General features: G+C 44.5%; 26 protein-coding genes. 5 read left to right on the forward strand and 21 right to left on the reverse strand.

The annotated features are described in order from the left end of the window. The first annotated feature begins 30 nt into the window (after positions 1-30). Positions 31-708 (forward strand): metal-dependent hydrolase, encoded by a 678-nt coding sequence (locus ACVW0P_RS09110; protein ID WP_457131800.1) that lies wholly within the window; start codon positions 31-33, stop codon positions 706-708. Positions 709-800: 92 nt separating this feature from the next. Here the strand turns inward: ACVW0P_RS09110 and ACVW0P_RS09115 are convergent, their stop codons facing one another. From ACVW0P_RS09115 to ACVW0P_RS09125, 3 genes are all read right to left on the reverse strand, one after another. After that, on the reverse strand, positions 801-986 hold the full coding sequence (locus ACVW0P_RS09115) for a hypothetical protein (protein ID WP_457131801.1): 186 nt from the start codon (positions 984-986) through the stop codon (positions 801-803). A gap of 74 nt (positions 987-1,060) precedes the next feature. After that, positions 1,061-2,323, reverse strand: a complete 1,263-nt coding sequence (locus ACVW0P_RS09120) for a glucose-1-phosphate adenylyltransferase (protein ID WP_457131802.1) — start codon at positions 2,321-2,323, stop codon at positions 1,061-1,063. Further along, entirely contained in the window at positions 2,320-3,744 is a 1,425-nt protein-coding gene (locus ACVW0P_RS09125; RefSeq protein ID WP_457131803.1) for a glycogen synthase, read from the reverse strand. Before ACVW0P_RS09125 ends, ACVW0P_RS09120 begins: the two co-directional genes overlap by 4 nt. A 285-nt stretch (positions 3,745-4,029) precedes the next feature. On the opposite strand from ACVW0P_RS09125, the gene ACVW0P_RS09130 reads away from it, so the two are divergent. Continuing rightward, positions 4,030-5,424, forward strand: a complete 1,395-nt coding sequence (locus tag ACVW0P_RS09130) for a S41 family peptidase (RefSeq protein WP_457131804.1) — start codon at positions 4,030-4,032, stop codon at positions 5,422-5,424. 71 nt (positions 5,425-5,495) lie between these two features. Here ACVW0P_RS09130 and polA read toward each other — a convergent pair whose 3' ends face one another. Both polA and ACVW0P_RS09140 read right to left on the reverse strand, forming a co-directional pair. Beyond that, positions 5,496-8,306: a DNA polymerase I gene (gene polA / locus ACVW0P_RS09135; RefSeq protein WP_457131805.1), complete on the reverse strand. Its 2,811-nt coding sequence runs from the start codon at positions 8,304-8,306 to the stop codon at positions 5,496-5,498. Between the two features lie 148 nt (positions 8,307-8,454). Continuing rightward, positions 8,455-9,027 carry a DNA-3-methyladenine glycosylase I gene (locus tag ACVW0P_RS09140; protein WP_457131806.1) on the reverse strand — a complete coding sequence of 191 codons (573 nt, stop codon included), beginning with the start codon at positions 9,025-9,027 and terminating at the stop codon, positions 8,455-8,457. A gap of 154 nt (positions 9,028-9,181) precedes the next feature. Between ACVW0P_RS09140 and ACVW0P_RS09145 the strand changes: the two genes are divergently transcribed. Further along, positions 9,182-9,559 carry a VOC family protein gene (locus ACVW0P_RS09145; protein WP_457131807.1) on the forward strand — a complete coding sequence of 126 codons (378 nt, stop codon included), beginning with the start codon at positions 9,182-9,184 and terminating at the stop codon, positions 9,557-9,559. Continuing rightward, the gene (locus ACVW0P_RS09150; RefSeq protein WP_457131808.1) at positions 9,560-9,922 is read left to right on the forward strand and encodes a VOC family protein; all 363 of its coding nucleotides are present in this window, start codon (positions 9,560-9,562) and stop codon (positions 9,920-9,922) included. It begins immediately after the preceding gene. A 175-nt stretch (positions 9,923-10,097) separates the two neighbouring features. Here the strand turns inward: ACVW0P_RS09150 and ACVW0P_RS09155 are convergent, their stop codons facing one another. The 13 genes from ACVW0P_RS09155 to ACVW0P_RS09215 form a co-directional block, all read right to left on the reverse strand. Next, on the reverse strand, positions 10,098-10,430 hold the full coding sequence (locus tag ACVW0P_RS09155) for an MGMT family protein (protein WP_457131809.1): 333 nt from the start codon (positions 10,428-10,430) through the stop codon (positions 10,098-10,100). 8 nt (positions 10,431-10,438) lie between these two features. After that, positions 10,439-11,086: a tRNA (guanosine(46)-N7)-methyltransferase TrmB gene (trmB, locus tag ACVW0P_RS09160; protein ID WP_457131997.1), complete on the reverse strand. Its 648-nt coding sequence runs from the start codon at positions 11,084-11,086 to the stop codon at positions 10,439-10,441. A gap of 132 nt (positions 11,087-11,218) precedes the next feature. After that, entirely contained in the window at positions 11,219-11,668 is a 450-nt protein-coding gene (locus tag ACVW0P_RS09165) for a hypothetical protein (RefSeq protein ID WP_354426740.1), read from the reverse strand. A 4-nt stretch (positions 11,669-11,672) separates the two neighbouring features. Further along, complete coding sequence (locus ACVW0P_RS09170; RefSeq protein WP_457131810.1) at positions 11,673-12,014, reverse strand: phage holin family protein; 342 nt, start codon at positions 12,012-12,014, stop codon at positions 11,673-11,675. Positions 12,015-12,060: 46 nt separating this feature from the next. Next, positions 12,061-12,327, reverse strand: coding sequence for a YtxH domain-containing protein (locus ACVW0P_RS09175; protein ID WP_354426738.1), 267 nt, complete (start codon positions 12,325-12,327; stop codon positions 12,061-12,063). A gap of 78 nt (positions 12,328-12,405) precedes the next feature. Beyond that, positions 12,406-13,452 carry an AI-2E family transporter gene (locus tag ACVW0P_RS09180; protein WP_457131811.1) on the reverse strand — a complete coding sequence of 349 codons (1,047 nt, stop codon included), beginning with the start codon at positions 13,450-13,452 and terminating at the stop codon, positions 12,406-12,408. 83 nt (positions 13,453-13,535) lie between these two features. After that, positions 13,536-13,742 carry a hypothetical protein gene (locus ACVW0P_RS09185; RefSeq protein ID WP_457131812.1) on the reverse strand — a complete coding sequence of 69 codons (207 nt, stop codon included), beginning with the start codon at positions 13,740-13,742 and terminating at the stop codon, positions 13,536-13,538. A 1-nt stretch (position 13,743) separates the two neighbouring features. Further along, complete coding sequence (locus ACVW0P_RS09190; protein WP_457131813.1) at positions 13,744-15,159, reverse strand: sigma-54-dependent transcriptional regulator; 1,416 nt, start codon at positions 15,157-15,159, stop codon at positions 13,744-13,746. A gap of 164 nt (positions 15,160-15,323) precedes the next feature. After that, entirely contained in the window at positions 15,324-15,917 is a 594-nt protein-coding gene (locus ACVW0P_RS09195) for a hypothetical protein (RefSeq protein ID WP_457131814.1), read from the reverse strand. Between the two features lie 247 nt (positions 15,918-16,164). Continuing rightward, a complete protein-coding gene (locus ACVW0P_RS09200; protein WP_457131815.1) occupies positions 16,165-17,046 on the reverse strand; it encodes an arginase family protein in 882 nt (293 codons plus the stop codon). Positions 17,047-17,061: 15 nt separating this feature from the next. Continuing rightward, positions 17,062-17,844, reverse strand: a complete 783-nt coding sequence (locus ACVW0P_RS09205; RefSeq protein WP_457131816.1) for an enoyl-CoA hydratase/isomerase family protein — start codon at positions 17,842-17,844, stop codon at positions 17,062-17,064. 11 nt (positions 17,845-17,855) lie between these two features. Then, a complete protein-coding gene (locus ACVW0P_RS09210) occupies positions 17,856-18,278 on the reverse strand; it encodes a cobalamin B12-binding domain-containing protein (protein WP_457131817.1) in 423 nt (140 codons plus the stop codon). Between the two features lie 45 nt (positions 18,279-18,323). Further along, complete coding sequence (locus tag ACVW0P_RS09215; RefSeq protein WP_457131818.1) at positions 18,324-18,680, reverse strand: endonuclease domain-containing protein; 357 nt, start codon at positions 18,678-18,680, stop codon at positions 18,324-18,326. A gap of 642 nt (positions 18,681-19,322) precedes the next feature. Between ACVW0P_RS09215 and ACVW0P_RS09220 the strand changes: the two genes are divergently transcribed. Next, a complete protein-coding gene (locus tag ACVW0P_RS09220; RefSeq protein ID WP_457131819.1) occupies positions 19,323-20,981 on the forward strand; it encodes a glutamine--tRNA ligase/YqeY domain fusion protein in 1,659 nt (552 codons plus the stop codon). 94 nt (positions 20,982-21,075) lie between these two features. Here ACVW0P_RS09220 and ACVW0P_RS09225 read toward each other — a convergent pair whose 3' ends face one another. The 3 genes from ACVW0P_RS09225 to ACVW0P_RS09235 form a co-directional block, all read right to left on the reverse strand. Further along, entirely contained in the window at positions 21,076-21,903 is an 828-nt protein-coding gene (locus tag ACVW0P_RS09225; RefSeq protein ID WP_457131820.1) for an N-acetylmuramoyl-L-alanine amidase, read from the reverse strand. Between the two features lie 425 nt (positions 21,904-22,328). Then, positions 22,329-22,517, reverse strand: coding sequence for a DUF4476 domain-containing protein (locus ACVW0P_RS09230; protein WP_457131821.1), 189 nt, complete (start codon positions 22,515-22,517; stop codon positions 22,329-22,331). Next, positions 22,501-22,740 carry a hypothetical protein gene (locus tag ACVW0P_RS09235; protein ID WP_457131822.1) on the reverse strand — a complete coding sequence of 80 codons (240 nt, stop codon included), beginning with the start codon at positions 22,738-22,740 and terminating at the stop codon, positions 22,501-22,503. The genes ACVW0P_RS09230 and ACVW0P_RS09235 overlap by 17 nt, the downstream gene beginning before the upstream one ends. Positions 22,741-22,789: the final 49 nt, after the last annotated feature.

Raw genomic sequence — 22,789 nt, forward strand, 5'->3', positions numbered from 1 at the left:
AACTATTACGTCTAAAACAGCTACAACACTATGAAACTTACATATTACGGGCAGTCGACCGTTGAATTGGTGGCCGATGGCAAAACATTGCTCTTCGACCCGTTCATCACACCAAACGAACTGGCAAAGAACATCGATATAAATAGCCTAAAGCCTGATTATATCCTGGTATCGCACGGGCACGGCGACCACGTTGCCGACTTGGTTACCATTGCTAAAAGCAGCGGCGCAAAAGTTATTTGCATTGCCGAAATTGCGGGTTGGTTGGGCAAACAAGGTGTAGATAATGTACATGGTATGAACATTGGCGGTGGCTTTAACTTTGATTTTGGCCGCGTTAAGATGGTAAACGCCGTACACTCGAGCACTATGCCGGATGGTTCTGCAGGTGGTAACCCTGCAGGTTTCCTGATCTACTCGGAAAGTAAAGTGATTTATTTTGCAGGCGATACCGCGCTTACCTACGATATGAAATTATTGGCCGATGATAACATAAATTGGGCATTATTGCCAATTGGCGATAACTACACTATGGGTGCCGATGATGCCATCAAAGCAGCAGATTTCATCAACTGTAAAAACATTATCGGGGTGCATTACGATTCATTCCCGGTTATTAAGATTGATAAAGATGAGGTAGCCCAAAAATTTATCAAAGCAGGCCTCAATCTAAAATTGCCTAACGTTGGCGATAGTTTAGACTTGTAATGTTATAGCTCTATCAACAAAAAATCCCTCCTGACGTACGTTGGGAGGGATTTTTTGTTATAAGAATAAAATACTTTAAAGGATTAAAAAAATTACATCTTCATTGCGGTGTCTTTCTTCATCATGGTGTCCTTCATCATTTTCTTACTCTTCATTTTTTTCTTCATCGGTTTTTTCTTAGTAGTGTCCTGTTGTGCTTGCAGAGGCGTTGCGGCGAATGCTTCTACACTCCCAAAAGTGATCGCGGCAACCGCGATCATACAGATAGTCTTTTTCATAATGAGTTAATTTTAAGTTATTTAGTTTATTAATTAAACTTCATTAACTCATAATTGTTGTGCTATCTTTTAAATTAAATAACAGTGCCGTTTGGTATAATGGCGCGCTTTTTAATAATTACAATACCATCGGTAACCGTATAAGTGGGGAAATCCCCATCTGCTAACGGCTCGCCGCAATTAATCTTCACATCGTCGCCTATATAAGTGTTTTTGTCGATGATGGCATTTTTGATGCAGCACCTGTCGCCAATACCCATAATAGGTTGATTATTTTCTTTCGCTACCGCGATCTCCTCAAGCGTTTGGTAATTATCACTACCCATCACATAACAACTTTCTATCTCGCTCTCTACACCAATACGGGTACGGATGCCAATAATGGAGTGGATGATGTGGGCGGCGTTAATAATACAGCCGTCGGCAATGATAGAGCGGTCTATCAGCGTACCCGATATTTTGGTTGGCGGCAACATGCGTGCACGCGTATAGATCTGGTTTTTGTTGAACAGATTAAACTGCGGGATATCATCTGTAAGGCCAAGGTTGGCGTCAAAGAATGATTTGATAGTACCGATATCCGTCCAATACCCTTCGTACTGGTAACTTATAACCTTGTGGCCTGCTATAGCTTGCGGGATTATTTCCTTGCCAAAATCGGTATGTTCATTTCCTTCCAGCAACTCGTAAAGCAGGTTTTTGTTAAAAATGTAGATCCCCATCGATGCGAGGTAAATGCGGCCCTGGGCCTTCATTTCGTCGCTAACATCAGATACCAGGCTTTCGAAACCTGACTTTGGTTTCTCCACAAATGAAGTGATCAGGCTGTCAGAATCTGTTTTCAGGATGCCAAAACCGGGCACATCGCTTACGTTCACCGGGATGGTTGCGATAGATATATCAGCTTTTTTATCAATGTGCTGCTGTATCATTTCTTCAAAATCCATCTGGTACAGTTGGTCACCAGATAGGATCAGCACGTATTCAAAATCGTGCGTAGCCAGGTGGTGTAAACTCTGCCTAACCGCATCGGCCGTACCCTGGAACCAACCACCGCTTGTAGGCGTTTGCTCGGCAGCTAAAATGTCAACAAATGCCTTGCTAAACGTGCTAAAGTGATACGTGTTTTTTATGTGTTTGTTAAGCGATGCCGAGTTAAACTGCGTTAAAACAAAAATACGGTTGATACCCGAATGCAGGCAGTTAGAGATAGGGATATCCACCAAACGATATTTACCCGCAATTGGTACTGCCGGTTTTGAACGGGTTTGTGTAAGTGGTGCCAAACGGCTGCCCTGGCCGCCTCCAAGTACAATACTGATTACTTTAGATGTCATATCTTAGGAATTAAACTTTGGTACAGGTTTATATATTCTTTTGCCGAGCGGTCCCACGAAAAATCGAGGTTCATCATGCGTTTGCGCAAGGTTTGCATTTTGCGGGTGTCTCTATACAGTACAACCGCGCGGTTGATGGATACGCAAATATCATCAACCGTAACATTGTTAAAGCGTATGCCGTAACCGCCTTCTTCGCCAAAGTCAATCACGGTATCTTTTAAGCCGCCGGTACTGCGCACTATAGGCATGGTGCCGTAACGCATCGAGTACATTTGATTTAGGCCACATGGTTCTACGCGCGATGGCATCAGCAGAAAATCTGCCCCGGCGTAAATTAAATGCGCCAGCGATTCATCATAGCCTATAAACACATTGCAGTTTTTTGGGTACAGTTCCTTCAATAAGTTTAGCGATATTTCGGTAGCGCTATCGCCTGCGCCAAGTATCAGGAAGTTTACTTTATCGCCGTGTTCTTTTATGCTTCGTTCTATAGCCGCAGGTAGCTGATCTGAACCTTTTTCGACTACTAAACGGCCTATAAAAGCTATTAGAGGTTTATCTAACGACAAGCCAAAACGCTCGCAAAGGATCTCTTTATTTTTTTGCTTGCCTTTAGTAACAGTTGTCTCGTTAAAGTGTTCGGGCAGCATAGGATCGGTATCGGCATCCCAAACTTCGGTATCTATGCCGTTGATGATGCCTACTCCTTTATCGCGCTCTACATAAAACAGGTACTCTAACCCGTTAGAACTGATACTTAGTTCCTGCAAATAACTTGGCGATACGGTGGTGAACTTCCAGCAGCATTTTACTGCAGATGCCAGCGGGTTAATGCCGCCGTTCCAGTCCAGCAGGCCGGTCTTATAAAAGTCGATCTCGGGCAGATAATGTAAATTTTCCCAGCCAAACGCGCCATGGTATTGGCCGTTATGAATGGTAAACACCGTTGGGATGTGCGACAGCCTGCGGTACAAATAAGAATTATACATCAGAAAGGGCACCAGGCCCGAGTGGTGGTCATGGCAGTGGATCAGGTCGGGCGTTTGTCCGCTCCAGTTTATCCAATCCAGAAAGCAGATCTGGAACGCCAGAAATTGTTCCCTTTCATCCGGGTAGCTGTAAATATTTTCACGGTCCAGCAACCCGGGGATCTTTACCAGATAAAGCTCAAAACCCAGTTTATCGGTTTGTTCCTTTAATATCTCGAAATAGATCCTGCGTGTACCCAGTAGCGTTGTACCCTGAAAAACAATATCAAAAGTGTTTTCATGAACAAACTTGCGGTTGTAAAAAGGCATTACCACAGCGGCTTGCATCCCTGCCTGGTTTTGGTATTTTGGCAACGCGCCAACCACATCGGCAAGTCCCCCAACTTTAGCAATAGGGTAGCATTCGGCACTCAGGTGAAAAATTCTCATTCGGGATTATATGATGGTTAAGGTACTAAACATTTCCCCAAAGGAACAAACACATAATTTGAAAAATGTGTTTAAAAAAGTGATATTATTTAATTAGAAACAAGGGTTAATTACAATATCGGCATTAATGCTAATTGGTGGGTGGTGTCTATTGTGAAATTAGCAATGACTAATCGAGATGAGGGGGTAAGCCGGAAAGCAAAGAAAATGTTACAACTAATAATGAATGGATTACTTTCTTCAATGTGATAAAAATCCTAAATTGGGTCAACTTAAATTAATATCATGTTCAAGAACCTTATTATTATAAGTGTGTTCGCCGTTTTAAGCATTAACGCATATTCCCAAAAATGCAACTGCGAAACGGAAGTAAAAAGCATTGCCGGTTTTATGGAAAAGAATTATGCGGGCTTTAAAGACAAGCAAGCCATTATGACTAAAGCCGGCTACGATAAGATGTTTAAACAGTATTTGACCTTAGCTAAGGGGCCGCATGCAGATGAACATTGTCTCATGATCATTTCACAATATTTACAGCAGTTTAAAGATCACCATGTTTCTGTCCGTTCCAAATTCGACGCAACCAAGCTCGATTCGGTTTACATGGCCCAGCGAGAGATCATCCCTTTATCTGATAAAAAAATAGCAGAGTTACGTCAATCACATGGCTTTGAAGGGGTTTACGATTTTCATGATCCTGCAAAGTATAAGATAGCGGTTATGAAAGATAAAACCCCGCTGCGAGACTATGTGGCGGTGATCATCAGCTCTAACCTGCCCGGCTGGAAACCCGGAATGATCAAGTGGGAAGGTAAGATGATAAATGATACAATGGCCCGGGGCGTTTTATATGTGTTAAACGGGATGCCAAAATGGGAGGGTTTTTATTTCAAAGGCGACAGAATTTACGGCGACTGGCACCGCGAAGGTACCACGGTTGAAAACCCGGCTTCGTACAAATATGAGCCTGTTGCTTTCAAAAAACTATCGCCTAAAACGGCTTACTTAAAAGTATCTACATTCGATTCCTCTAACGGGAAAAATATAGATTCTATAATCAACGCCAACAAGGCATTACTTAATATTATGCCTAACCTGATAATTGATCTACGGGGTAACGGAGGCGGATCTGACTGGACGTTTGCACCATTAATGAACCTTGTTTACTCCGGCCCGGTTAAACATATTGGTAACGATCTGTTATCAACAGATGCTAACATTGAAGGTTGGAAAAGTTTCCTTACGGATGAAGACAGGTCGGAAGAGAATAAACAAGGCATCCGTACGATCATTAAAAGCCTTGAAGCTAATAAGGGGAAGATGGTAACTAATACAAAAGATTTTGACATTACAGGTTACACCACTTTGGCAAGCCCTAACAAAGTAGTGATATTGATAGATAAAGGGTGCGGCAGTTCAACTGAAGAGTTTTTATTGGAAGCCCGCCAAAGTAAAAAGGTGTTACTCATGGGTAAAAATACTTCCGGTACTTTAGATTACTCCAATGTGCTGACGGCTCCTTTCCCGTGCATGCCCTATATAATTGGCTATTCGAGTTCGCGTAGCCGCAGAATTGATGTTAGCCAGGGAATTGATAATATAGGCATAAAACCGGCAAAATATCTTCAAGAAAACGACGATTGGATACAGAAGGCAAAAGCCGAATTAGAGAATCAATAAACACGTCAGAATGAGCATCTCGACCAGCAAATTAGTTAAGTCTTCGACAGGCTCAGCCTGGCAAGCTCTTGTTAATGTGCCTCCAACCAATTCGAACCTGTACCGATCTCTACCATAATGGGTACCTCGGTTTTGATGGCGTTTTTCATGTTTTCCAGGATGATGGGTTTTACAATTTCTATCTCGTGGTTGGGCACATCAAACACCAATTCATCATGCACCTGCATGGTCATGCGGGCATCCAGCTTTAGTGCTTTAAACTCGCGGTGGATGTTGATCATGGCTATCTTGATCATATCTGCAGCCGAACCCTGGATGGGGGCGTTAATGGCATTTCGTTCGGCAAAGCCACGTACGGTTTGGTTAGCGCTGTTAATATCGCGCAAGTAACGGCGGCGGCCCATCAGCGTAGTTACGTAGCCATTTTGGCGGGCAAATTCCATGGTATCGGCCATGTATTGTTTAATGCCGGGGTACTGGGCAAAATAGTTTTCAATGATCTCGGCAGCTTCTTTACGCGGGATGCCCAAGTTTTGTGATAACCCAAATGCCGACTGCCCGTAAATGATCCCGAAGTTTACCGCCTTGGCATTACGGCGCTGCGTGCTATCCACATCTTCAATTCCTATGCCGTAAACTTTGGCGGCGGTAGCGGTGTGGATATCTATATTATCGATAAAGGCCTGGCGCATGTTAGGGTCTTTGCTGATCTCGGCTATTATTCGAAGCTCTATCTGCGAATAATCCGCAGATACGATGCTGTGGTTGGCATCACGCGGGATGAACGCCTTCCTCACCTCGCGGCCACGCTCGGTACGGATAGGAATATTTTGCAGGTTTGGATTGTTGGAACTTAAACGCCCGGTTGCGGCTACCGCCTGGTTGTAGCTGGTATGCACACGGCCTGTTTTCGGGTTCACCATGGTAGGCAAAGCGTCTACATAGGTTGATTTTAGCTGTTGCAACTGGCGAAAATCTAAGATATCCCTTACAATGTCGCTTTTGGCAGCAAGGCCTAAAAGCACATCCTCGCCGGTTTGGTATTGGCCGGTTTTGGTTTTTTTGGCTTTTGGGTCGAGCAGTAACTTCTCGAACAATACCTCGCCCAGTTGTTTTGGCGACGCGATGTTGAAACGTACGCCAGCCTTTTCGAACACTATTTTCTCAAGTTTGGCTATGTCTATTTCCAGTTCTTTTGAAAATTCAATTAAAGTTTCGTGGTCTATTTTAACACCTTCGTGCTCAATATCGGCCAGTACATATATTAGCGGGTTCTCTATTTTATGCAGCAGGTTTTCGGCTTCAACTTCTTTTATTTTTGGCTCAAATACGGTGCGGAGCTGTAGCGTAACATCGGCATCTTCGGCGGCGTAATCTTTTATCTTTTCTATTTCCACATCGCGCATGTTGCCTTGGTTTTTGCCTTTGGGGCCAATCAGTTCTGTAATGGAAATAGGTTTGTATTGCAGGTAATTTTCTGACAGGATATCCATACCGTGGCGGGTATCCGGGTCTATCACGTAATGTGCCATCATGGTATCAAACAGGTCCCCCTTCATTTCTACATCATACCATTTCAGCATCAGGATATCGAACTTCAGGTTCTGCCCGGTTTTGCCAATGTTTACATCCTCAAATACGGGTTTAAACTCGGCAACTATTTTCTTAGCCTCGGCCTCGTCATGTGGTGCCGGTACGTACCAGCCGTGGTGATGTTTGATAGCAAAGGATAGGCCCACCAACTCGCAATGGTTAGCATCTGTACCCGTGGTTTCTGTATCAAAGCAAAAGTGCTTTTGTTGTTTTAGGATGTTGATGAGTTCGGCACGTTTCTCAAAGGTATCGGCTAAAATATATTCGTGCTCAACCGTGTTGATGTTCTTGATGTCAACCGGCTCGGGTGCTTCGTAAATATCCTGCACATCTACAGATAGGGTTGTGCGGCCCTCGGCAGTAGCATTGCCAAATAAATCAGTTTGCCCCGACACCGCCCGGGTTTCGGTAATGCTGAAATCATCGCCAAACACACGGCGGCCCAGCGTACGGAACTCCAGTTCGGCAAAAAGTGGCTCAAGCAGATCCTTGCTTGGCGCGCACATTTCCAACCCTTCTTCGTCCAGTTCTACCGGTGAGTTTAGGTTGATGGTTGCCAGCTTTTTCGACATCAGGCCCTGCTCTGCAAAGTTCTCTACGTTCTCGCGCAGTTTACCTTTCAGTTCGTGGCTGTGGGCGATGATTTCCTCTACCGAGCCATATTGTTTTATCAAAAGCTTGGCAGTTTTTTCGCCTACGCCGGGGATGCCGGGGATGCCGTCTACCGCATCACCCCAAAGGCCCAGGATATCTATCACCTGCTCGGGGCGCTCTATTTCCCATTTGGCCAGTACTTCCTTAACACCCCAGATCTCCATATCATTACCCATACGGGCAGGCTTGTAAACGCGGATATTATCAGATACCAGCTGCGCAAAATCCTTATCGGGCGTCATACAATAAACCTGGTAACCTTTCTTTTCGGCTTTTTTGGCAAGGGTGCCTATAATGTCGTCGGCCTCGTAACCGTCGCTGGTGATGAGCGGGATATTGAAACCAAGTACTACTTTAAAAATGTAGGGAAGGGCTTTGCTCAGGTCTTCGGGCATGGCCTCGCGGTGGGCTTTATAACCTGCAAAATCGGTATGGCGTTCTGTTGGTGCATCGGTGTCAAAAACCACGGCCATGTGGGTGGGTTTTTCTTTACGTAAAACCTCCAGCAGGGTGTTTGTAAAACCCATCACTGCCGACGTATTAAAGCCGCCCGATGTAAAACGCGGGTTTTTACTTAAAGCAAAATGCGCCCGGTATATCAGGGCCATACCATCCAATAGAAAAAGCTTTTTCATTTTTTGTTGATTGTACCGATGATTTTGGGATTACACCGATGATTTCAAAAATACGATTTCAAGAGGTTAATATCGAACACAGAATGCCGAATATTGAATGATGAAATATTTCGGTGTTTTAAATTAAGGGGGCGATGTTCTTTATTATTTACCTGAACGAACAGTTTGGCACATGGTCGTTAACCATCCCTGTGGCCTGCATAAAGGCATAACAAATAGTGGTACCGAAAAATTTGAAGCCGCGCTTTTTCATGTCCTTACTTATCGCGTCAGATTCGGGTGTGCTGACGTGCGGGCCGGTATATTCGGTAACGGGTTTGCCGCCGGGCATAAAGCTATACAGATATGTATCAAACGAGCCAAATTCCTTTTGCACATCCATAAATAAGTGCGCGTTCCTGATGGCCGAACTTATTTTTAAGCGGTTGCGAATGATGCCGGCATCGTTTAATAAACGCTCTTTATCCACTTCATCAAAGGCGGCCACCTTTTTCACATCAAACCCGGCGAATACTTTGCTATACGCATTGCGCCTACGCAAAATAGTGATCCAACTTAAGCCGGCCTGTGCAGCTTCGAGTGTGAGAAACTCAAAGAAAACACCATCGTCGTGCACAGTTTTGCCCCACTCTTTATCATGGTATTCCATGTAAAGTGGGTTGGTTCCACACCAGGTGCAGCGGGTTAGGTCAGTTTGCGATTTTGAGTTTGTAGTTTGCATAGGCATCAAATTTAACATTAAATAATAATCGCCATTGTGAGGTACAAAGCAATCTTTTTAGGACAATTGTACCTCTTGCATAAAGGATTTGCTTATTAATGTTTATTTTCATCCGGCCCTATAAATCATAAATTTACCGCATAATAGTAACCACATGGAAAGCATATCTCCCAATATTTTTGTAACCGACATGAAAGCCACTGTATCTTTTTACAAGATATTAGGCTTTGAACTAACCATGACCGTACCCGAAACCGGCGACGAGCTGGTGTGGGCTATGATGGCAAACGGCGCGGTTACCATGATGTTCCAGTCGTTTGAGAGCTTGGCCGAAGAGTTGCCGCAAATAAGCCGAACGGATGGTGGGTCGTTATTGTTATATATCAATGTGAAAAATATCAATGCGTTTTTTGAAGATATAAAAGATAAAGTTACCGTGCTTAAAGGCCTCGAAACAACCTTTTACGGCGCTACCGAATTTTCGATATCAGATAACAACAACTACGTGTTAACATTTGCAGAGCACCAATAAATGATAAGCTTTAAACGGGTTGACCATTTCCACGTTTGCGTACCGCCCGAAAGGCTGGAAGAAGCAAAAGCCTTTTACACCGAAGTGTTGGGGTTGGAATTAATTGATAGGCCCGATCATCTTTTTTCATCGCCGGGTTACTGGTTAAATATAGGCGACGTACAGTTGCACATAGGCGTGGAAGCTGCCCTGCCGCGCACCATACGCCATGTGGCGATGGAGGTATCAGATGTTGATGCTGCCCGCAAGTACCTAAAAGATAATGATGTTGAAATTATAGAAGAGCCTATTATACCCGGCCGCCGCCGTTTTGCTTTCGTTGACCCATTTGGTAACCGCATGGAATTGTTGCAGCTGCTTTAAAATCATTGGTCTGATTTACGGGTGCACCAGGTTATTGAACTGTTGGTAAGTATCGGATGCTCGTAGCGGCTTCTACCATTTTCCTGTATGATGAGCGTGCGAAACCATACTGCGCTGGGGATATTTTGGCTTATTGTAGCGATTTTTACCGACTACAGCAAAAAGAGTGATGGTGTTAAAGCGCCAATTCTATAGCAGGGTCCCAAAATATTTCTTTAAAATTTTGCACCTGGTTATCTATCACTTCAACGCCTTCGTTTTGCAGCATTTGTTCCATGGTATCGCCACCAAAATGGAATTTACCGGTTAGCAAACCCTGTTTGTTTACTACCCTTTGCGCCGGCACCGGCGGGTTGGCCGTTCCGCTGGCCATCATGGCGTAACCCACAATACGCGATGATTGCTTTGACCCAAGATATGCCGCGATTGCCCCGTAAGATGTTACCCTGCCCTTCGGGATTTGTCTGACCACATCATAAACATTATCGAAAAAGTTGTAGTCGGCCATTGCAGGGGTTAAAAGGTAAACTTAAGGTAGTTGATGTTTTTATTATGCTGCAGGTATTTTTTCTCGTAGTAGGTTTTGATGGAGAGCACCTCGTCCGCATATTCCGAATGGTAAAGGTCTTCGGTTTTAGCGAATAGCTGTAAGTTAAGCTCTGTTATTTTCTCGGCTGTATAAGCATGCAGTTGGTCATTATCGGTTTTTAGGTTCATATAACCGCCCGGTTTAAGCACTATGCGGTACATATCCAAAAAGCGGGGAGAGGTGAGGCGTTTCTTCTCGCGGCTCAATTGGGGCTGCGGGTCCGGGAAGGTGATCCAGATCTCGTCTACTTCGCCGGGGCCAAAGTAATCTACCATGTTCTCTATCTGGATGCGTAAAAAGGCAACGTTGTTCACCCCATCTTCGGTAGCGGTTTTTGCGCCGCGCCAAATGCGATTACCCTTGTAATCTATCCCGATAAAGTTTTTATCGGGGAACATGGTGGCCAGGTTAACCGTGTACTCACCTTTGCCGCAGGCGAGTTCTAAAACCACCGGGTTGTTGTTCTTAAAAAAACCGGTAGCCCAGTTGCCTTTATAAGGTTTGCCGGCATCCAGTTGCAATACATTACTGAAAGTTTCTATTTCGGCGAAGCGCCTTATCTTGTCTTTTCCCATAAAAAGGCAAAAGTACATAAATTTTTAAGTAGGTAATCTGTATGTCCCTCGTAGAAAAGGTTAACAAAAGAAAAGGGATAAACTATATAAGCTTATCCCTTCAATGTCTTGTTTCGCAACAGGATGATTATTTTAATATGCCTGGTATGCCGGCACGTCGTCTTTATCAAGTAATATTTCGGTTTCGTTCTTTTCTTTCTTTTTGAAAAGGTTGTTGAATAAGCCCTTTGCTTTATCCCAAACACCAACTACGTTATCTTCACTAACATAATGCGATGCCTTTTGCGAAAGGATACCCACCAACGTCTTTACAATAAAGTTAGAGTGTTTGAACAAGGTTTTATTCAAAGCTAACGGCAGCACAAAACGCGATATCAGGCCTAAAAAATCCTGCTGAAAAAAGCCGGCATTTTTAACCCCGTCAATAGTTGATGAACCCGGGAACAATGACATTGCAGTTGAAAATATAGCAGCCGGGCCGCTAAAGCGCGCCTTTAACGCAACAGCCTGCTCAGCCTCTAAATTTTTAAGGCGGCCAATTTCGCCCTGTAGTTCAAATATATTTCTGATCGGTGTTTCCATGGTCTTATTTAAATAGCTTTCTTATCATCGCGTTAATTATTGGGCGCTCAAAACCACGTTTGGCAACCATAACTAAAACGGTAATTAACAGATACAGTAACGCCACGCAGCCAAACCCCTGCCAGTAGGAATGCAGTATATCTGCAAGGAACAAAGCCAGGGTAAAACTTGCGAATAAAAAGGTTAGCACCCCGGTTATTATAATTACGATCTCGATTATAACATCGGCTATGATGGAGGTGCTGCGCTCAATAACTTCGTATTTAATAAGCTTAAAACGTGTTTCGGCGTAATCCTTTATCTGGTCGACAATCGGGCGCGTTGCTTCTTCTTTTTCGGGTTCCATATCGTGTTATTAGTTACGGCGTATCAAATAAGACCGTAACGGTAAATTATGCGTGTTCCAGGTCGTCTTGATATTCTGCTTCGGCGCCTTTTACTTTTGTTTTAATGTTGTCAACAACCTTGTCTTTAAGGCCTACCAGCTTATCAATTTCGTTAGCAGCAGTCTCTTTGATAGAATCGCCAAGGTTTGCTAATGATTCAGATAGTTTGTCGCGTGTTTCGGTACCTTTTTCTGGTGCAAATAAGATTCCCAGTGCCGCTCCTGCCGCTAATCCTGCAAGTAGGGCGACAACCACTTTTGTGTTATCGTTCATATTGTATTAATTTTTAAGTTGAATATTTGTTTTATTAATTATTAAATAAATTTTTATCTCGGTATATATATGGGCGCTTTATTGCATTTCCGGCCCGGGCCGTATTCGCTCCAGCCTATCGGCCGCCATACGGTTAGTTTCATAAATCTCTAATAATAATAAGAAATAGGAAAGCAACACAGGCCCAAAAACCAGGCCAAGAATACCAAAAAGCGGCAATCCTATAAAAACTCCTATAACGGATATGATAGGGTGTGTATTGCCAATGCGTTTGTTAATAATGAGCCTCAGCACGTTATCTACATTGCCAATGAACAGCAGGCCATAAGCCAAAAGTAAAATGCCTTTTAAATTATGTCCGCCTGCAAAAAGTATAACGCTTGCAGGTATACACATGGTTGGCGCACCAACCACCGGCAGGAAAGACAAGAACGAGCCTATTACCCCCCAGAATATAGCATCGGGGATGCCAAACGCGTAAAAACCCATGGCCAGTAATGTGCCCTGCGTAAGCGCTATAACCCCCTGCCCTAAAACGTTAGAGTAGGTAGAGTTGCGCAACTCGGTAGCGAATTTTAAGGCATGCTGTTCGCGAAAGGGGGCGTATTTTAACAGGCCAACCTCAAACGCGTGCATCTGCACAAACATAAAGTATAGCAAAAAGTACATAACCAAAAGGGTAAGTACAATGCTTGCAGCGCTGCCTAATAATGAAGGGAACAAATCGGCCGCGTAAGCACCAAGCTTTTGCAGGGTTTCTTCTGCAAAGTGGGGCTGGTTTATGTTTGCCCCGGTAAAAGCGTCTATCTTCTCGGTCCATTTATCAATGTTGATAGATTCGCGGTTGATACTGCCGATTTTACCTATCACCATTATACTTAACGAAAGGAACGGGATCACGATAACGATAAGCGATATCAGGATGATGACAATGGCAGCGAGTGCACTGTTAATTTTCCGCTTTTCGGTCATATACAAATAAAACGGGCGGAAGATGGTAAAGAGCACAATGGCACCCAGTATAGAGCTAAAAAGATCGCTTAGGGCGTACAATAAAAAACAGCCGAGCACAATTATACTCACCAGTATAATGTTGTTGCGCTGCTTATAATTAAAAATGGACATTGTTACCCCCGGAAAGCTAATTGTGATACGAATATATAACAAAAAAGCGCCAAAAAGTTTTTAGCGCTCTTGCATATTTTAGGTTAAAAGCCGCCCAGTAGTTTATCTATTTTTTGGGCAGATTGTGTGATGCTATCCATGTACAATTCCAGGTCGCCGCCTTTGTCTTCCACCTCGTATCGTAACCCCTCTAAAGCAAGGTAAATGTTAGAGAGTTGGTTCTTGATGTCGTGCTTTAGCATATCCATCGCGTCGCTGCTTACCGCTTTGTTTTGTTCGCTCTCGCCCATGTTATTTTAGATTGATGGCTTTCATTTTATTGTAAAGCGTTTTACGGTCGATGTTTAAAATTTCGGCAGCCTTAGTTTTATTAAAATTTACCTCGCGCAGCACCTTTAAAATTGTTTCGTGTTCGGCACCAAGGGCTGCATTTTTAAGATCGTGCTTTGGCTCTTTGGCCTCGTTTGCGGCCAATGGATTTGAGGGCTCGTATGCCGATACTTTAAAATTAGAGATCTCCAGCGGCAGCGTTTTCATCGTGACTTCATTGCCTTCGCTTAGCAAAGTTGCACGGCGCACCACGTTCTTCATCTCGCGGATGTTCCCCTGCCAGCGGTAGTTCATAAAACACTCTATTACCTCTGGGGCAAAAGTGGTTACGTTGCGGTCAAGCTCCTGATTTGCAATTTTTAGAAAATGCTCGGCAAGCATCATAATATCGTTGCCACGCTCGCGCAGTGGCGGCATATGTATACTAAACTCGTTAAAGCGGTGGTAAAGGTCCTCGCGGAAACGGCCTTTACTGATACCATCCTGCAAGTTTTCGTTTGTGGCAATGATGATGCGGACATCAAGGTCTATTTCTTTGGTACTGCCTATGCGTTTTACTTTACGCTCCTGTACGGTGCGCAATAATGCCGCCTGGATCTCGTAAGACAAATTGCCAACTTCATCTAAAAACAAAGTGCCGCCGTTGGCCATCTCAAAGTGACCAATTTTAGTATATAAAGCGCCGGTAAATGACCCTTTTTCGTGCCCAAAAAATTCGCTTGCGGCTAATTCTTTGGTAAGCGACCCACAATCCATAGCAACAAAAGGTTGGTTATGGCGCGGGCTGTTCAGGTGGATGCTCTTGGCTACCGACTCTTTGCCGGTACCGCTTTCGCCTAATATAATTACGCTGTAATTGGTTGGTGCTACTAACTCAATTTGCTTTAATAATTCTTTTGATGCCCGGCTGGTACCCACTACAAACTCGCCGGATAGGATCTGCTTTTTGTTTTCTTTCTGCGGTTTGCCGTTACTGTCGGCGCTGTAATCATGAGCGGCCATTTCCTGTAAGGCATACTGGGTTTCAATCGCCTTGGTAATGGTGTTTAGGATCTCGTCTGGGTAGAGGGGCTTGGTGATGTAATCGTAAGCTCCCATCTTGATAAGTTCAACGGCCATCTTAATATCCGAGTAGCCGGTAATAATAATAACACCTGTTTTTGGATATAGGGCTTTGATGTTTTTAAGCATCTCGCGGCCATCGGTATCCTCCAGCCTAAAATCGCACAGTACCAGGTCAAAATCGGCCTTTTTTAAACACTCCATTCCGGTGCTGCCGTTAGCAGCCGTACTTACCTCAAAGCCATTGCGCACCAAAAATTTTGATAGCAAAATTCCTACGTTAACTTCATCATCAATGATGAGTATTTTCTTCATAGCAGTATACGTGTGTACAGGTAAATGTATTTGCAGGTTAAATTACAAATATTTGCTAAGTTATCAGAATTATAATTGATAGTATATCCAAAATGGCTTTACAATAAAAAAAGGAGGCCATAAGCCTCCTTTTTTTATTGTTTTATAGGTAGATGTTTAGGGCTTTAGAAACCGTAAGCAACCCGCACACCTACAAAGCTTGGTTTGCTGTTATCAACAGCGCTGTTGAATTTGGTGGTAGCCTCGTAACGTACACCGGCATCAATAAAGTTACCGTTTGCACTAACCGGGAATTGAACACCAATTTGCGGCGCGTAAACAAACGCTACAGATTTGTCATGGTATGTATCATCGCTATTTAACAAGAACGCTGCACCTGCTTCACCCTGGATGTAGAAATTTTGAACAGGGAAGAATTTGATACCCGCTTTAACCGGCAATAATTTAATATCCGTAACGTCAATGCCGGCAACACCGCCTACATCTTTTTTACCAAAAATGTTGTTGTAACCAGCGTTAATAGTTACAAATACCTGGCTTGCTACCGGGATATCGGCCTGTACCGAACCACCAAGGTTCCATTTGTGGGTGTCTTTAAGGTCGCCCACAGGGATGCCTGCATCAACACCGATGCTATAGCGTATACCGCTTTTAGTAGTAGTGCTTGTAGAAGTCGAAGTTGTTGTTTGGGCTTTAGCGGCGAATGATAATCCGGCGAAGGCTAAAACCAATGTTGCGATTTTTAATGTACTTTTCATGATATTATGATATTAGATTATGTGCTTTTTTGTTTAGCACGGGGCAAAGTAAAGCATGAAACCGGTACTGATTTTTCATCCTATTGTCACGTTAATTCAATCGATTGATTAACAGTATTTTATTTTTTGACTTTTTGCTTTATTTGGTCAGAATAGTGTCATACGGGCCAGAAACGAATGAAATTTAGATGAAATAGTTATTTTTAGAAGAAAGGCTTGAAATTTAGAGGCAGGTGATCCGGTAGTTTTATACCCCAAAAAGTGTCACGAAATACTTGATGAAATTGCTTGTGTAAATACCCTCGGGGTCGAGATTTGGATCAAGAATGGTGATATTTATTCCCGCGACTTTTGGCGAGCGAAAGAGGGGGGAAAGAAGAGCAAATAGTTCGGGATAGGTTAACCCACCAGGTTGCGGCGAATCAACACAGGGCATTACCTCATTATCTAAAACATCCAGATCAAGGTGAATCCAAAAGCCATCGAGATGGGCAGTCTTTTCTAAAAACTGTGATACGATGTTATTGATGCCCTGTTTACGAACTGCATGCAACGGGTGATAATTGACATTGCTATTAGTGATAAGATTTACATAATCACCTTCCAGGCAACGGTTGCCTACAGCAAAAACATTCGCTTGTTCAAAATAGGGGTGGAGGGAATTGATATTGGTGAGTTTATCCGGCCCGTTACCGCTTACGATGGCGAGGTCCATACCGGCTGCGGCTTTAGTTTCAGAAAAGGATGGGGTTATATAATCGGTATGGCCGTCTAAAAAGAAAAGGCCGTAGTTACCAAGGCTTTTTAAGCTAAGCGCGCAACCTATTAAAATACTACAATCACCACCTATAACCAACGGAAATTGTTTTGCTGTTAGTGCCGCTGTGATCTCTGCCGATAATTTTTTTGAATACGCTATAATAGCATCTGCATTTAGCACGGCCGATTCTTCGTCGAGCTCCACACGGTAGGGCGGGGCAGCAACATGGAAAATGTTTTGTGGCTGTAATGCATTATATAGGCCATGCTGTTTTAGCCAGCGGGGCAGTTTGTTAACGCCGGGTTCAGCCGCGGTTAGCTGTTTTAAACCCAAATTGGTAGGGGCTTCTATGATGGTAAGGTTTTGCATACCGCACAAACAGTATTACTTCCCTTTAAAATCGGCCTTGCGTTTTTCCATAAAGGCAGCTACACCTTCCTTGAAATCTTCGGTGCCGAAGCATTTGCCAAATTCGCGGATCTCGGTCTCGAAACCGTTGATACACTCGGTGCCAAAATCATTAACGGTTTTTATGGCTGATGCCAGCGCAAGAGGCGCGCGGGTAAGTATCTTGTTCATGATTTCTTCGGCTTTTGGCAACAGATCATCCTGGAACACTACGTGGTTTACCAAGCCTGCTTGCAGCGCCTCTGCAGCGGTAAGCATATCGGCGGTCATGATCAGTTCAAGCGCTTTGCCGCGGCCAACCAGTTGGGTTAAACGCTGGGTGCCACCGTAACCAGGAATCAAGCCCAATGTAACCTCGGGCAGGCCCATTTTGGCATTATCAGACGCGATGCGGATGTGGCAGGACATGGCCAATTCTAACCCACCACCCAACGCGAATCCATTAATAGCGGCTATTACAGGCTTGTTGCCGTTAGCAATTACATCAAACACGGTAGATTGGCCGGTGCGGGCAAGGTCGGTGCCGCCTTTTACATCCAGGTCTGCAAATTCAGAAATATCGGCACCGGCAACAAAGGCTTTAGCGCCCGCGCCGGTGATGATGATACCACCAACACTGTTATTTTTAAACGCATCTGTCAAAGCTTCGTGCAACTCGCCAAGTGTGATCTTGTTTAGCGCGTTCAGTTTGCTTTCGCGATTGATGACAATGTATTGGATGCGCCCTTTATTTTGAACAAGGATGTTTTCGAATGCCATGATTTTGATGGTTAGAAATTGCGGTTGGTATGTACCCAGTTGGTAATGTAAGTTACAATATCGGCAGTGCTGGTACCCGGTGGGAACAGTTCGCCCACGCCGATCTTTTTCAGTTCTGCCATATCATCGGCAGGGATAATGCCGCCGCCGGTAAGCAGCACATCATCCATCTTTTTCTCTTTTATCAAAGCCATCACATTGGGGAAAACCGTCATGTGCGCGCCAGAAAGTATAGAGATGCCAATAGCGTCCACATCCTCCTGCAGGGCGGTGTTAACCACCATTTCGGGCGTTTGGCGCAGGCCGGTGTAGATCACCTCCATGCCGGCATCGCGCAGGGTGGTGGCAATAATGCGTGCCCCGCGGTCGTGCCCGTCCAGGCCTACTTTGGCAACTAATACACGTATTGGGCGGTTAAATTGGTTCTCGCTCATGTTTATAAGGCAGTAAAAAGCTAAATCAAAGTTAAGAGAAAGAATTTATAAGTGATTAGCAATTTTATTTACAACGCTTCCAAGATCTTTCTTTACCTCGTCATCAGTAAAGCGCAATATGGTTAAACCAAGCCCCTGCATTACCAGGTCTCGATTTGCATCATAATCTTTCTTTTGCAAATGGATAGGGCCATCAACTTCGATAACTAATTTTAAAACATCACAATAAAAATCAGCGATATAAAATGACCTCCTTCCGAAACCATTAACTACAAAAATAGGGTACTGGCGTAAAAACTTCTGGTTATTAATATTACGACGACGCAATTCATCCCAAAGAAGCTTTTCGGAAAGGGTTTGATTGTTACGAAGCAAACGGCAAAGTTGGGTAACAGGGTTCATTAAAGGGAAGGTAGTAAAAATCTGTATATTGTTTTAACCCTTATTAACAGCAGTGTAAATTTCACCGGCAGTATTGTTCCTCTTTTAAGGGGAAGGCTGGGACCGTGCTGTGGCAGGTGCTTAGATAAGGGGTCAAAATGTGTACGGGTGGGCAGATGAAGGACTTGCATCTTCCTTTACCCCTTATTAACGGCAGTGCAAGTTGCACCGGCAGTAGTTTTCCCCTTTTAAGGGGAAGGCAGGGACAGTGCTATGGCAGTTGCTTAGATAAGGGGTCAAAATGTGTGCGGGTGGGCAGATGAAGGACTTGCATCTTCCTTTACCCCTTATTAACGTTGCTTCAAGTTGCACCGGCAGTGGTGTTCCCCTTTTAAGGGGAAGGCAGGGACAGTGCTATAGCATTTGCTTTCATAAGGGGTCAAACCAATAGGTAGGGAAAAGGACAAATGTGTTAGGGGTAGAAGCGGATACCGGCCCTCTGGCTAAGGCCCGTGCATTATGAGCGGATGACCTGGCCGCGGGCAACGCCACTGATTTGTGAAAAATCGAGAAGCAAATTGACGTTAATAGCTATGATATACCTGATATGTAACTGAGAAAAAACGTGAAATTTCCGTACTTTTGCCAACTGTTACAAACATCATGAGCGAAGAAAGATCACTAAATTTTATAGAAGAAATTGTTGAAGCGGACTTAGCTGCCGGCAAAAACGACGGTAGGGTTTTGACACGTTTCCCGCCCGAGCCGAATGGTTACCTGCACATTGGGCACGCTAAATCGATATGCCTGAACTTTGGCCTCGCTAAAAAATATAACGGTAAAACCAATCTGCGGTTCGATGATACCAACCCTGCTAAAGAGGAGGTTGAATATGTGGACAGCATTAAAGAGGATGTAAAATGGCTTGGGTTTGAATGGGCCGAGGAACTATATGCTTCGGATTACTTCGACCAGCTTTATGAGCTTGCTGCTGAAATGATTAAACAAGGCCTTGCTTATGTTGACGACAGCACCGCCGAAGAAATTGCCGTACAAAAAGGTACGCCAACCGAAGCGGGTGTGGCTAACCAATACCGCAGCCGCTCTATTGAAGAGAACCTACAACTTTTTGCAGACATGAAAGCGGGTAAATACCCGGATGGCGCCAAAGTGCTACGTGCCAAGCTGGACCTGGCATCCACCAATATGCACCTGCGCGACCCATTGATGTACCGCATTAAACATACGCATCACCACCGTACCGGCGATGCCTGGTGCATTTACCCGATGTATGATTTTGCACACGGGCAAAGTGACGCCATCGAGCACATTACCCACTCGATATGTACGGTTGAGTTTATACCACACCGCCCGCTTTATGAGTGGTTTATTGAGAAACTGAACCTGTTCCCGAGCAAGCAATATGAGTTTGCCCGCCTTAACCTTAACTATACCGTGATGAGCAAGCGCAAACTGCTGCAACTGGTAGAAGAAGGCCATGTAGACGGTTGGGACGACCCGCGCATGCCTACCATTAGCGGCCTGCGCCGCCGTGGTTATACGCCTGCCAGCATCCGCGAGTTTTGCGAGCGTATTGGTGTTGCAAAGCGCGAGAACATGATAGACGTTGGTTTGCTGGAGTTTTGCATCCGCGAGGATCTGAACAAAAGCGCGTGGCGCCGCATGGCAGTCCTTGACCCAGTTAAACTCATCATCGATAACTACCCGGAAGGTAAAACAGAGATTTTCCACGGGGAGAATAACCCCGAGGCAGAAGGTGGCGATGGCAGCCGCGAGTTTCCGTTTGGCCGCGAGCTTTGGATAGAGCGCGACGACTTTATGGAGGAGCCTACCAAGAAATATTTCCGTTTAGGCATTGGCCTGATGGTGCGCCTGAAAAGCGCTTACATTATTAAGGGCGAAAGCATTATTAAGGATGCTGAGGGCAACATCACCGAGATCCATTGCTCGTATATCCCCGAATCGCAAAGTGGTAATGATACCAGCGGCATCAACGTTAAGGGTACTATCCACTGGGTGAGTGCCGACCATGCCAAAAGCGTGGAAGTGCGCCTGTACGACCGCCTGTTCCAGGTGGAAGACCCAGGCAGTGAGGACGGTGACTTTAAAGATTACATTAACCCGAACAGCCTGCACGTGTTGCCAACCGTTTACGTAGAGCCAGACCTGGCGAACGCCCCTGTAGGTACCGCCGTACAGTTTATGCGTAAAGGTTATTTTACCCTCGATAAAAACTCGACGCCCGATAATTTGGTGTTTAACCGCACAGTGACGCTGAAGGATGGGTGGGTGAAGAAATAGTTTTCAGTTATAAGTTGGCGGTTAGCAGTATCAATTCGAATATTGCTAACCGCTTTTTTGTGCAAACTGCAAACCTGTAACTGCCAACTTTCCCTTAGTATTTCTTATACACATTAAACAGTACATCCAGATCAAAGGGCGTTAGCGTGCTTGATCCTTCGCGCTGTACAAAATGGCGTTTAAAGGCGCCGATGGCGGCGGGAAGGTTGCTTGTATCGTAACCTATTAACCTAAGTGCTGTGGCGCTATCGAAGTTAACGGGTGCGGGTACAATGATGATATCCGAATAATAGCCGAACCCTTTTTTAGCCAATGCCTCCCATGGGAAGAGTATGCCGGGATCGGGTTTGCGACCGGGGGCTATATCGCCATGGCCTATAAAATTTGCGGTGGGGATGTTATAATCCTTTTTTAGTTTGGCCAGCAGGATAAACAGGCTGTTCATTTGTTGGGTGGTAAAAGGAACATTGCCTTTATTGTCCAGTTCGATCCCTATAGAGCAGCTGTTCATATCGCTGATGCTGCCCCATTTGCTAACGCCGGCATGCCAGGCACGCATATAATCGTTCAGCATGTGGATAACCTTGCCATCTTTACCTATCACGTAATGCGCGCTTACCTGCGGTTTAACTAGCGTGAAGGTCCGCACCGTTTGGGCTACCGAATCTTGCGCGGTATAATGGATGACTACATAGTTAGGTTTGCGCAGGTTAAAGTTTACCGTGCCAATGAAGTCTGAAGGAATGGCAGCACCCAGGCTATCGACCAGCATAGCGGGGTTTTCGGTCAGTAATATTTTGCCCAGACTGTCAGCCTTTGTTGTGTAAACACTATTTGTTTTGGTATGCGGATTAATTACTTTTTTAGAACAGGCGGTTATAGTAGTTGCGGCAAAAAGCAGCAGGAACAGGCGGTTTTTCATAGTCGATGCTAAATTAGCAATTTTTGTGCCTTGATGATGAAAAACCATGCTTTCCACGCGTCATTGCGAGGTACGAAGCAATCTCTTTTCTTTACAGAGCGGACGATTAGTTCTCCGTTAGGTGTGGCAGTGTGCTTTATTAATCGTCGTTGGATGTACGTTTTTCGTGTTACTTTTATTTTGTTTTGGTACTCAAGAGGGCTACGCCCTTCTTTTCTCTCAAAAGAAAGTAACCAACAAAGTCGCGACTTGGTAACACCCTATGTAAGTTAGTGCATTATCGGTTGCTGTGCCACCCGTGTGTGCTATGTCGCAGTTTTAGGTTGTCGTTCCGTTCGTCTGGCTCGTTTAAGTTAAAGTTTTTGATGCATATAGACCATTTTCGTGACGTCACGAAAATGGTCTATATGATTTCAATCCCGTCCCTATTTATTCTTCTTATAAAAATCCTCCAACGCATCCTTATACTCTTCGCGACTAAACAGGTTTACCAGATCAAGGAACGATTTGTAGTTGATGGTGTACCCGAACGCATATTTGGCGGCGGCAAGTTTAGAATCATCCGTCAGGAACTGGTTTATGAAGGTTGCCAGTTGGTTAATGGTGAGGCCCAACTCTTTGCTGTTTATTTTGGCTTTTATAACGGCTATCTTCCTCCTCATCGTTACGCTGCTGCTGCATTCCCTGGAGGATGGCTTCGGCTTGCTCGGGCGCCATTGCTTTTTCCGGGTGCTTTATTTTATCGTAAGTGATGTTAGAGGCAGTTGGCATAACCGCTGCAGGGTGAGCATGCGCAATGCTTGCCGACAGCAGGATGATAGGTATTAATAGTTTCATTTGTTCAGGGGTATTGATTGGAATTAAATGTAGGAGAATAGGGGGAAGT

It is taken from the genome of Mucilaginibacter sp. UYNi724, from assembly GCF_054057495.1.

What these genes read in the sequence shown, in the direction of transcription:
- ACVW0P_RS09155 (WP_457131809.1), bottom strand. Translation starts at nt 10,430, where the DNA reads ATGGCCGACTACAACTTTTTCGATAATGTTTATGATGTGGTCAGACAA.
- ACVW0P_RS09115 (WP_457131801.1), bottom strand. Translation starts at nt 986, where the DNA reads ATGAAAAAGACTATCTGTATGATCGCGGTTGCCGCGATCACTTTTGGG.
- ACVW0P_RS09150 (WP_457131808.1), top strand. Translation starts at nt 9,560, where the DNA reads ATGATAAGCTTTAAACGGGTTGACCATTTCCACGTTTGCGTACCGCCC.
- ACVW0P_RS09170 (WP_457131810.1), bottom strand. Translation starts at nt 12,014, where the DNA reads ATGGAACCCGAAAAAGAAGAAGCAACGCGCCCGATTGTCGACCAGATA.
- ACVW0P_RS09190 (WP_457131813.1), bottom strand. Translation starts at nt 15,159, where the DNA reads ATGAAGAAAATACTCATCATTGATGATGAAGTTAACGTAGGAATTTTG.
- ACVW0P_RS09215 (WP_457131818.1), bottom strand. Translation starts at nt 18,680, where the DNA reads ATGAACCCTGTTACCCAACTTTGCCGTTTGCTTCGTAACAATCAAACC.
- ACVW0P_RS09175 (WP_354426738.1), bottom strand. Translation starts at nt 12,327, where the DNA reads ATGAACGATAACACAAAAGTGGTTGTCGCCCTACTTGCAGGATTAGCG.
- ACVW0P_RS09140 (WP_457131806.1), bottom strand. Translation starts at nt 9,027, where the DNA reads ATGCAAACTACAAACTCAAAATCGCAAACTGACCTAACCCGCTGCACC.
- ACVW0P_RS09110 (WP_457131800.1), top strand. Translation starts at nt 31, where the DNA reads ATGAAACTTACATATTACGGGCAGTCGACCGTTGAATTGGTGGCCGAT.
- ACVW0P_RS09200 (WP_457131815.1), bottom strand. Translation starts at nt 17,046, where the DNA reads ATGCAAAACCTTACCATCATAGAAGCCCCTACCAATTTGGGTTTAAAA.
- ACVW0P_RS09195 (WP_457131814.1), bottom strand. Translation starts at nt 15,917, where the DNA reads ATGAAAAGTACATTAAAAATCGCAACATTGGTTTTAGCCTTCGCCGGA.
- ACVW0P_RS09220 (WP_457131819.1), top strand. Translation starts at nt 19,323, where the DNA reads ATGAGCGAAGAAAGATCACTAAATTTTATAGAAGAAATTGTTGAAGCG.
- ACVW0P_RS09165 (WP_354426740.1), bottom strand. Translation starts at nt 11,668, where the DNA reads ATGGAAACACCGATCAGAAATATATTTGAACTACAGGGCGAAATTGGC.
- trmB (WP_457131997.1), bottom strand. Translation starts at nt 11,086, where the DNA reads ATGGGAAAAGACAAGATAAGGCGCTTCGCCGAAATAGAAACTTTCAGT.
- ACVW0P_RS09145 (WP_457131807.1), top strand. Translation starts at nt 9,182, where the DNA reads ATGGAAAGCATATCTCCCAATATTTTTGTAACCGACATGAAAGCCACT.
- ACVW0P_RS09125 (WP_457131803.1), bottom strand. Translation starts at nt 3,744, where the DNA reads ATGAGAATTTTTCACCTGAGTGCCGAATGCTACCCTATTGCTAAAGTT.
- ACVW0P_RS09120 (WP_457131802.1), bottom strand. Translation starts at nt 2,323, where the DNA reads ATGACATCTAAAGTAATCAGTATTGTACTTGGAGGCGGCCAGGGCAGC.
- ACVW0P_RS09180 (WP_457131811.1), bottom strand. Translation starts at nt 13,452, where the DNA reads ATGTCCATTTTTAATTATAAGCAGCGCAACAACATTATACTGGTGAGT.
- polA (WP_457131805.1), bottom strand. Translation starts at nt 8,306, where the DNA reads ATGAAAAAGCTTTTTCTATTGGATGGTATGGCCCTGATATACCGGGCG.
- ACVW0P_RS09235 (WP_457131822.1), bottom strand. Translation starts at nt 22,740, where the DNA reads ATGAAACTATTAATACCTATCATCCTGCTGTCGGCAAGCATTGCGCAT.
- ACVW0P_RS09205 (WP_457131816.1), bottom strand. Translation starts at nt 17,844, where the DNA reads ATGGCATTCGAAAACATCCTTGTTCAAAATAAAGGGCGCATCCAATAC.
- ACVW0P_RS09185 (WP_457131812.1), bottom strand. Translation starts at nt 13,742, where the DNA reads ATGGGCGAGAGCGAACAAAACAAAGCGGTAAGCAGCGACGCGATGGAT.
- ACVW0P_RS09130 (WP_457131804.1), top strand. Translation starts at nt 4,030, where the DNA reads ATGTTCAAGAACCTTATTATTATAAGTGTGTTCGCCGTTTTAAGCATT.
- ACVW0P_RS09225 (WP_457131820.1), bottom strand. Translation starts at nt 21,903, where the DNA reads ATGAAAAACCGCCTGTTCCTGCTGCTTTTTGCCGCAACTACTATAACC.
- ACVW0P_RS09210 (WP_457131817.1), bottom strand. Translation starts at nt 18,278, where the DNA reads ATGAGCGAGAACCAATTTAACCGCCCAATACGTGTATTAGTTGCCAAA.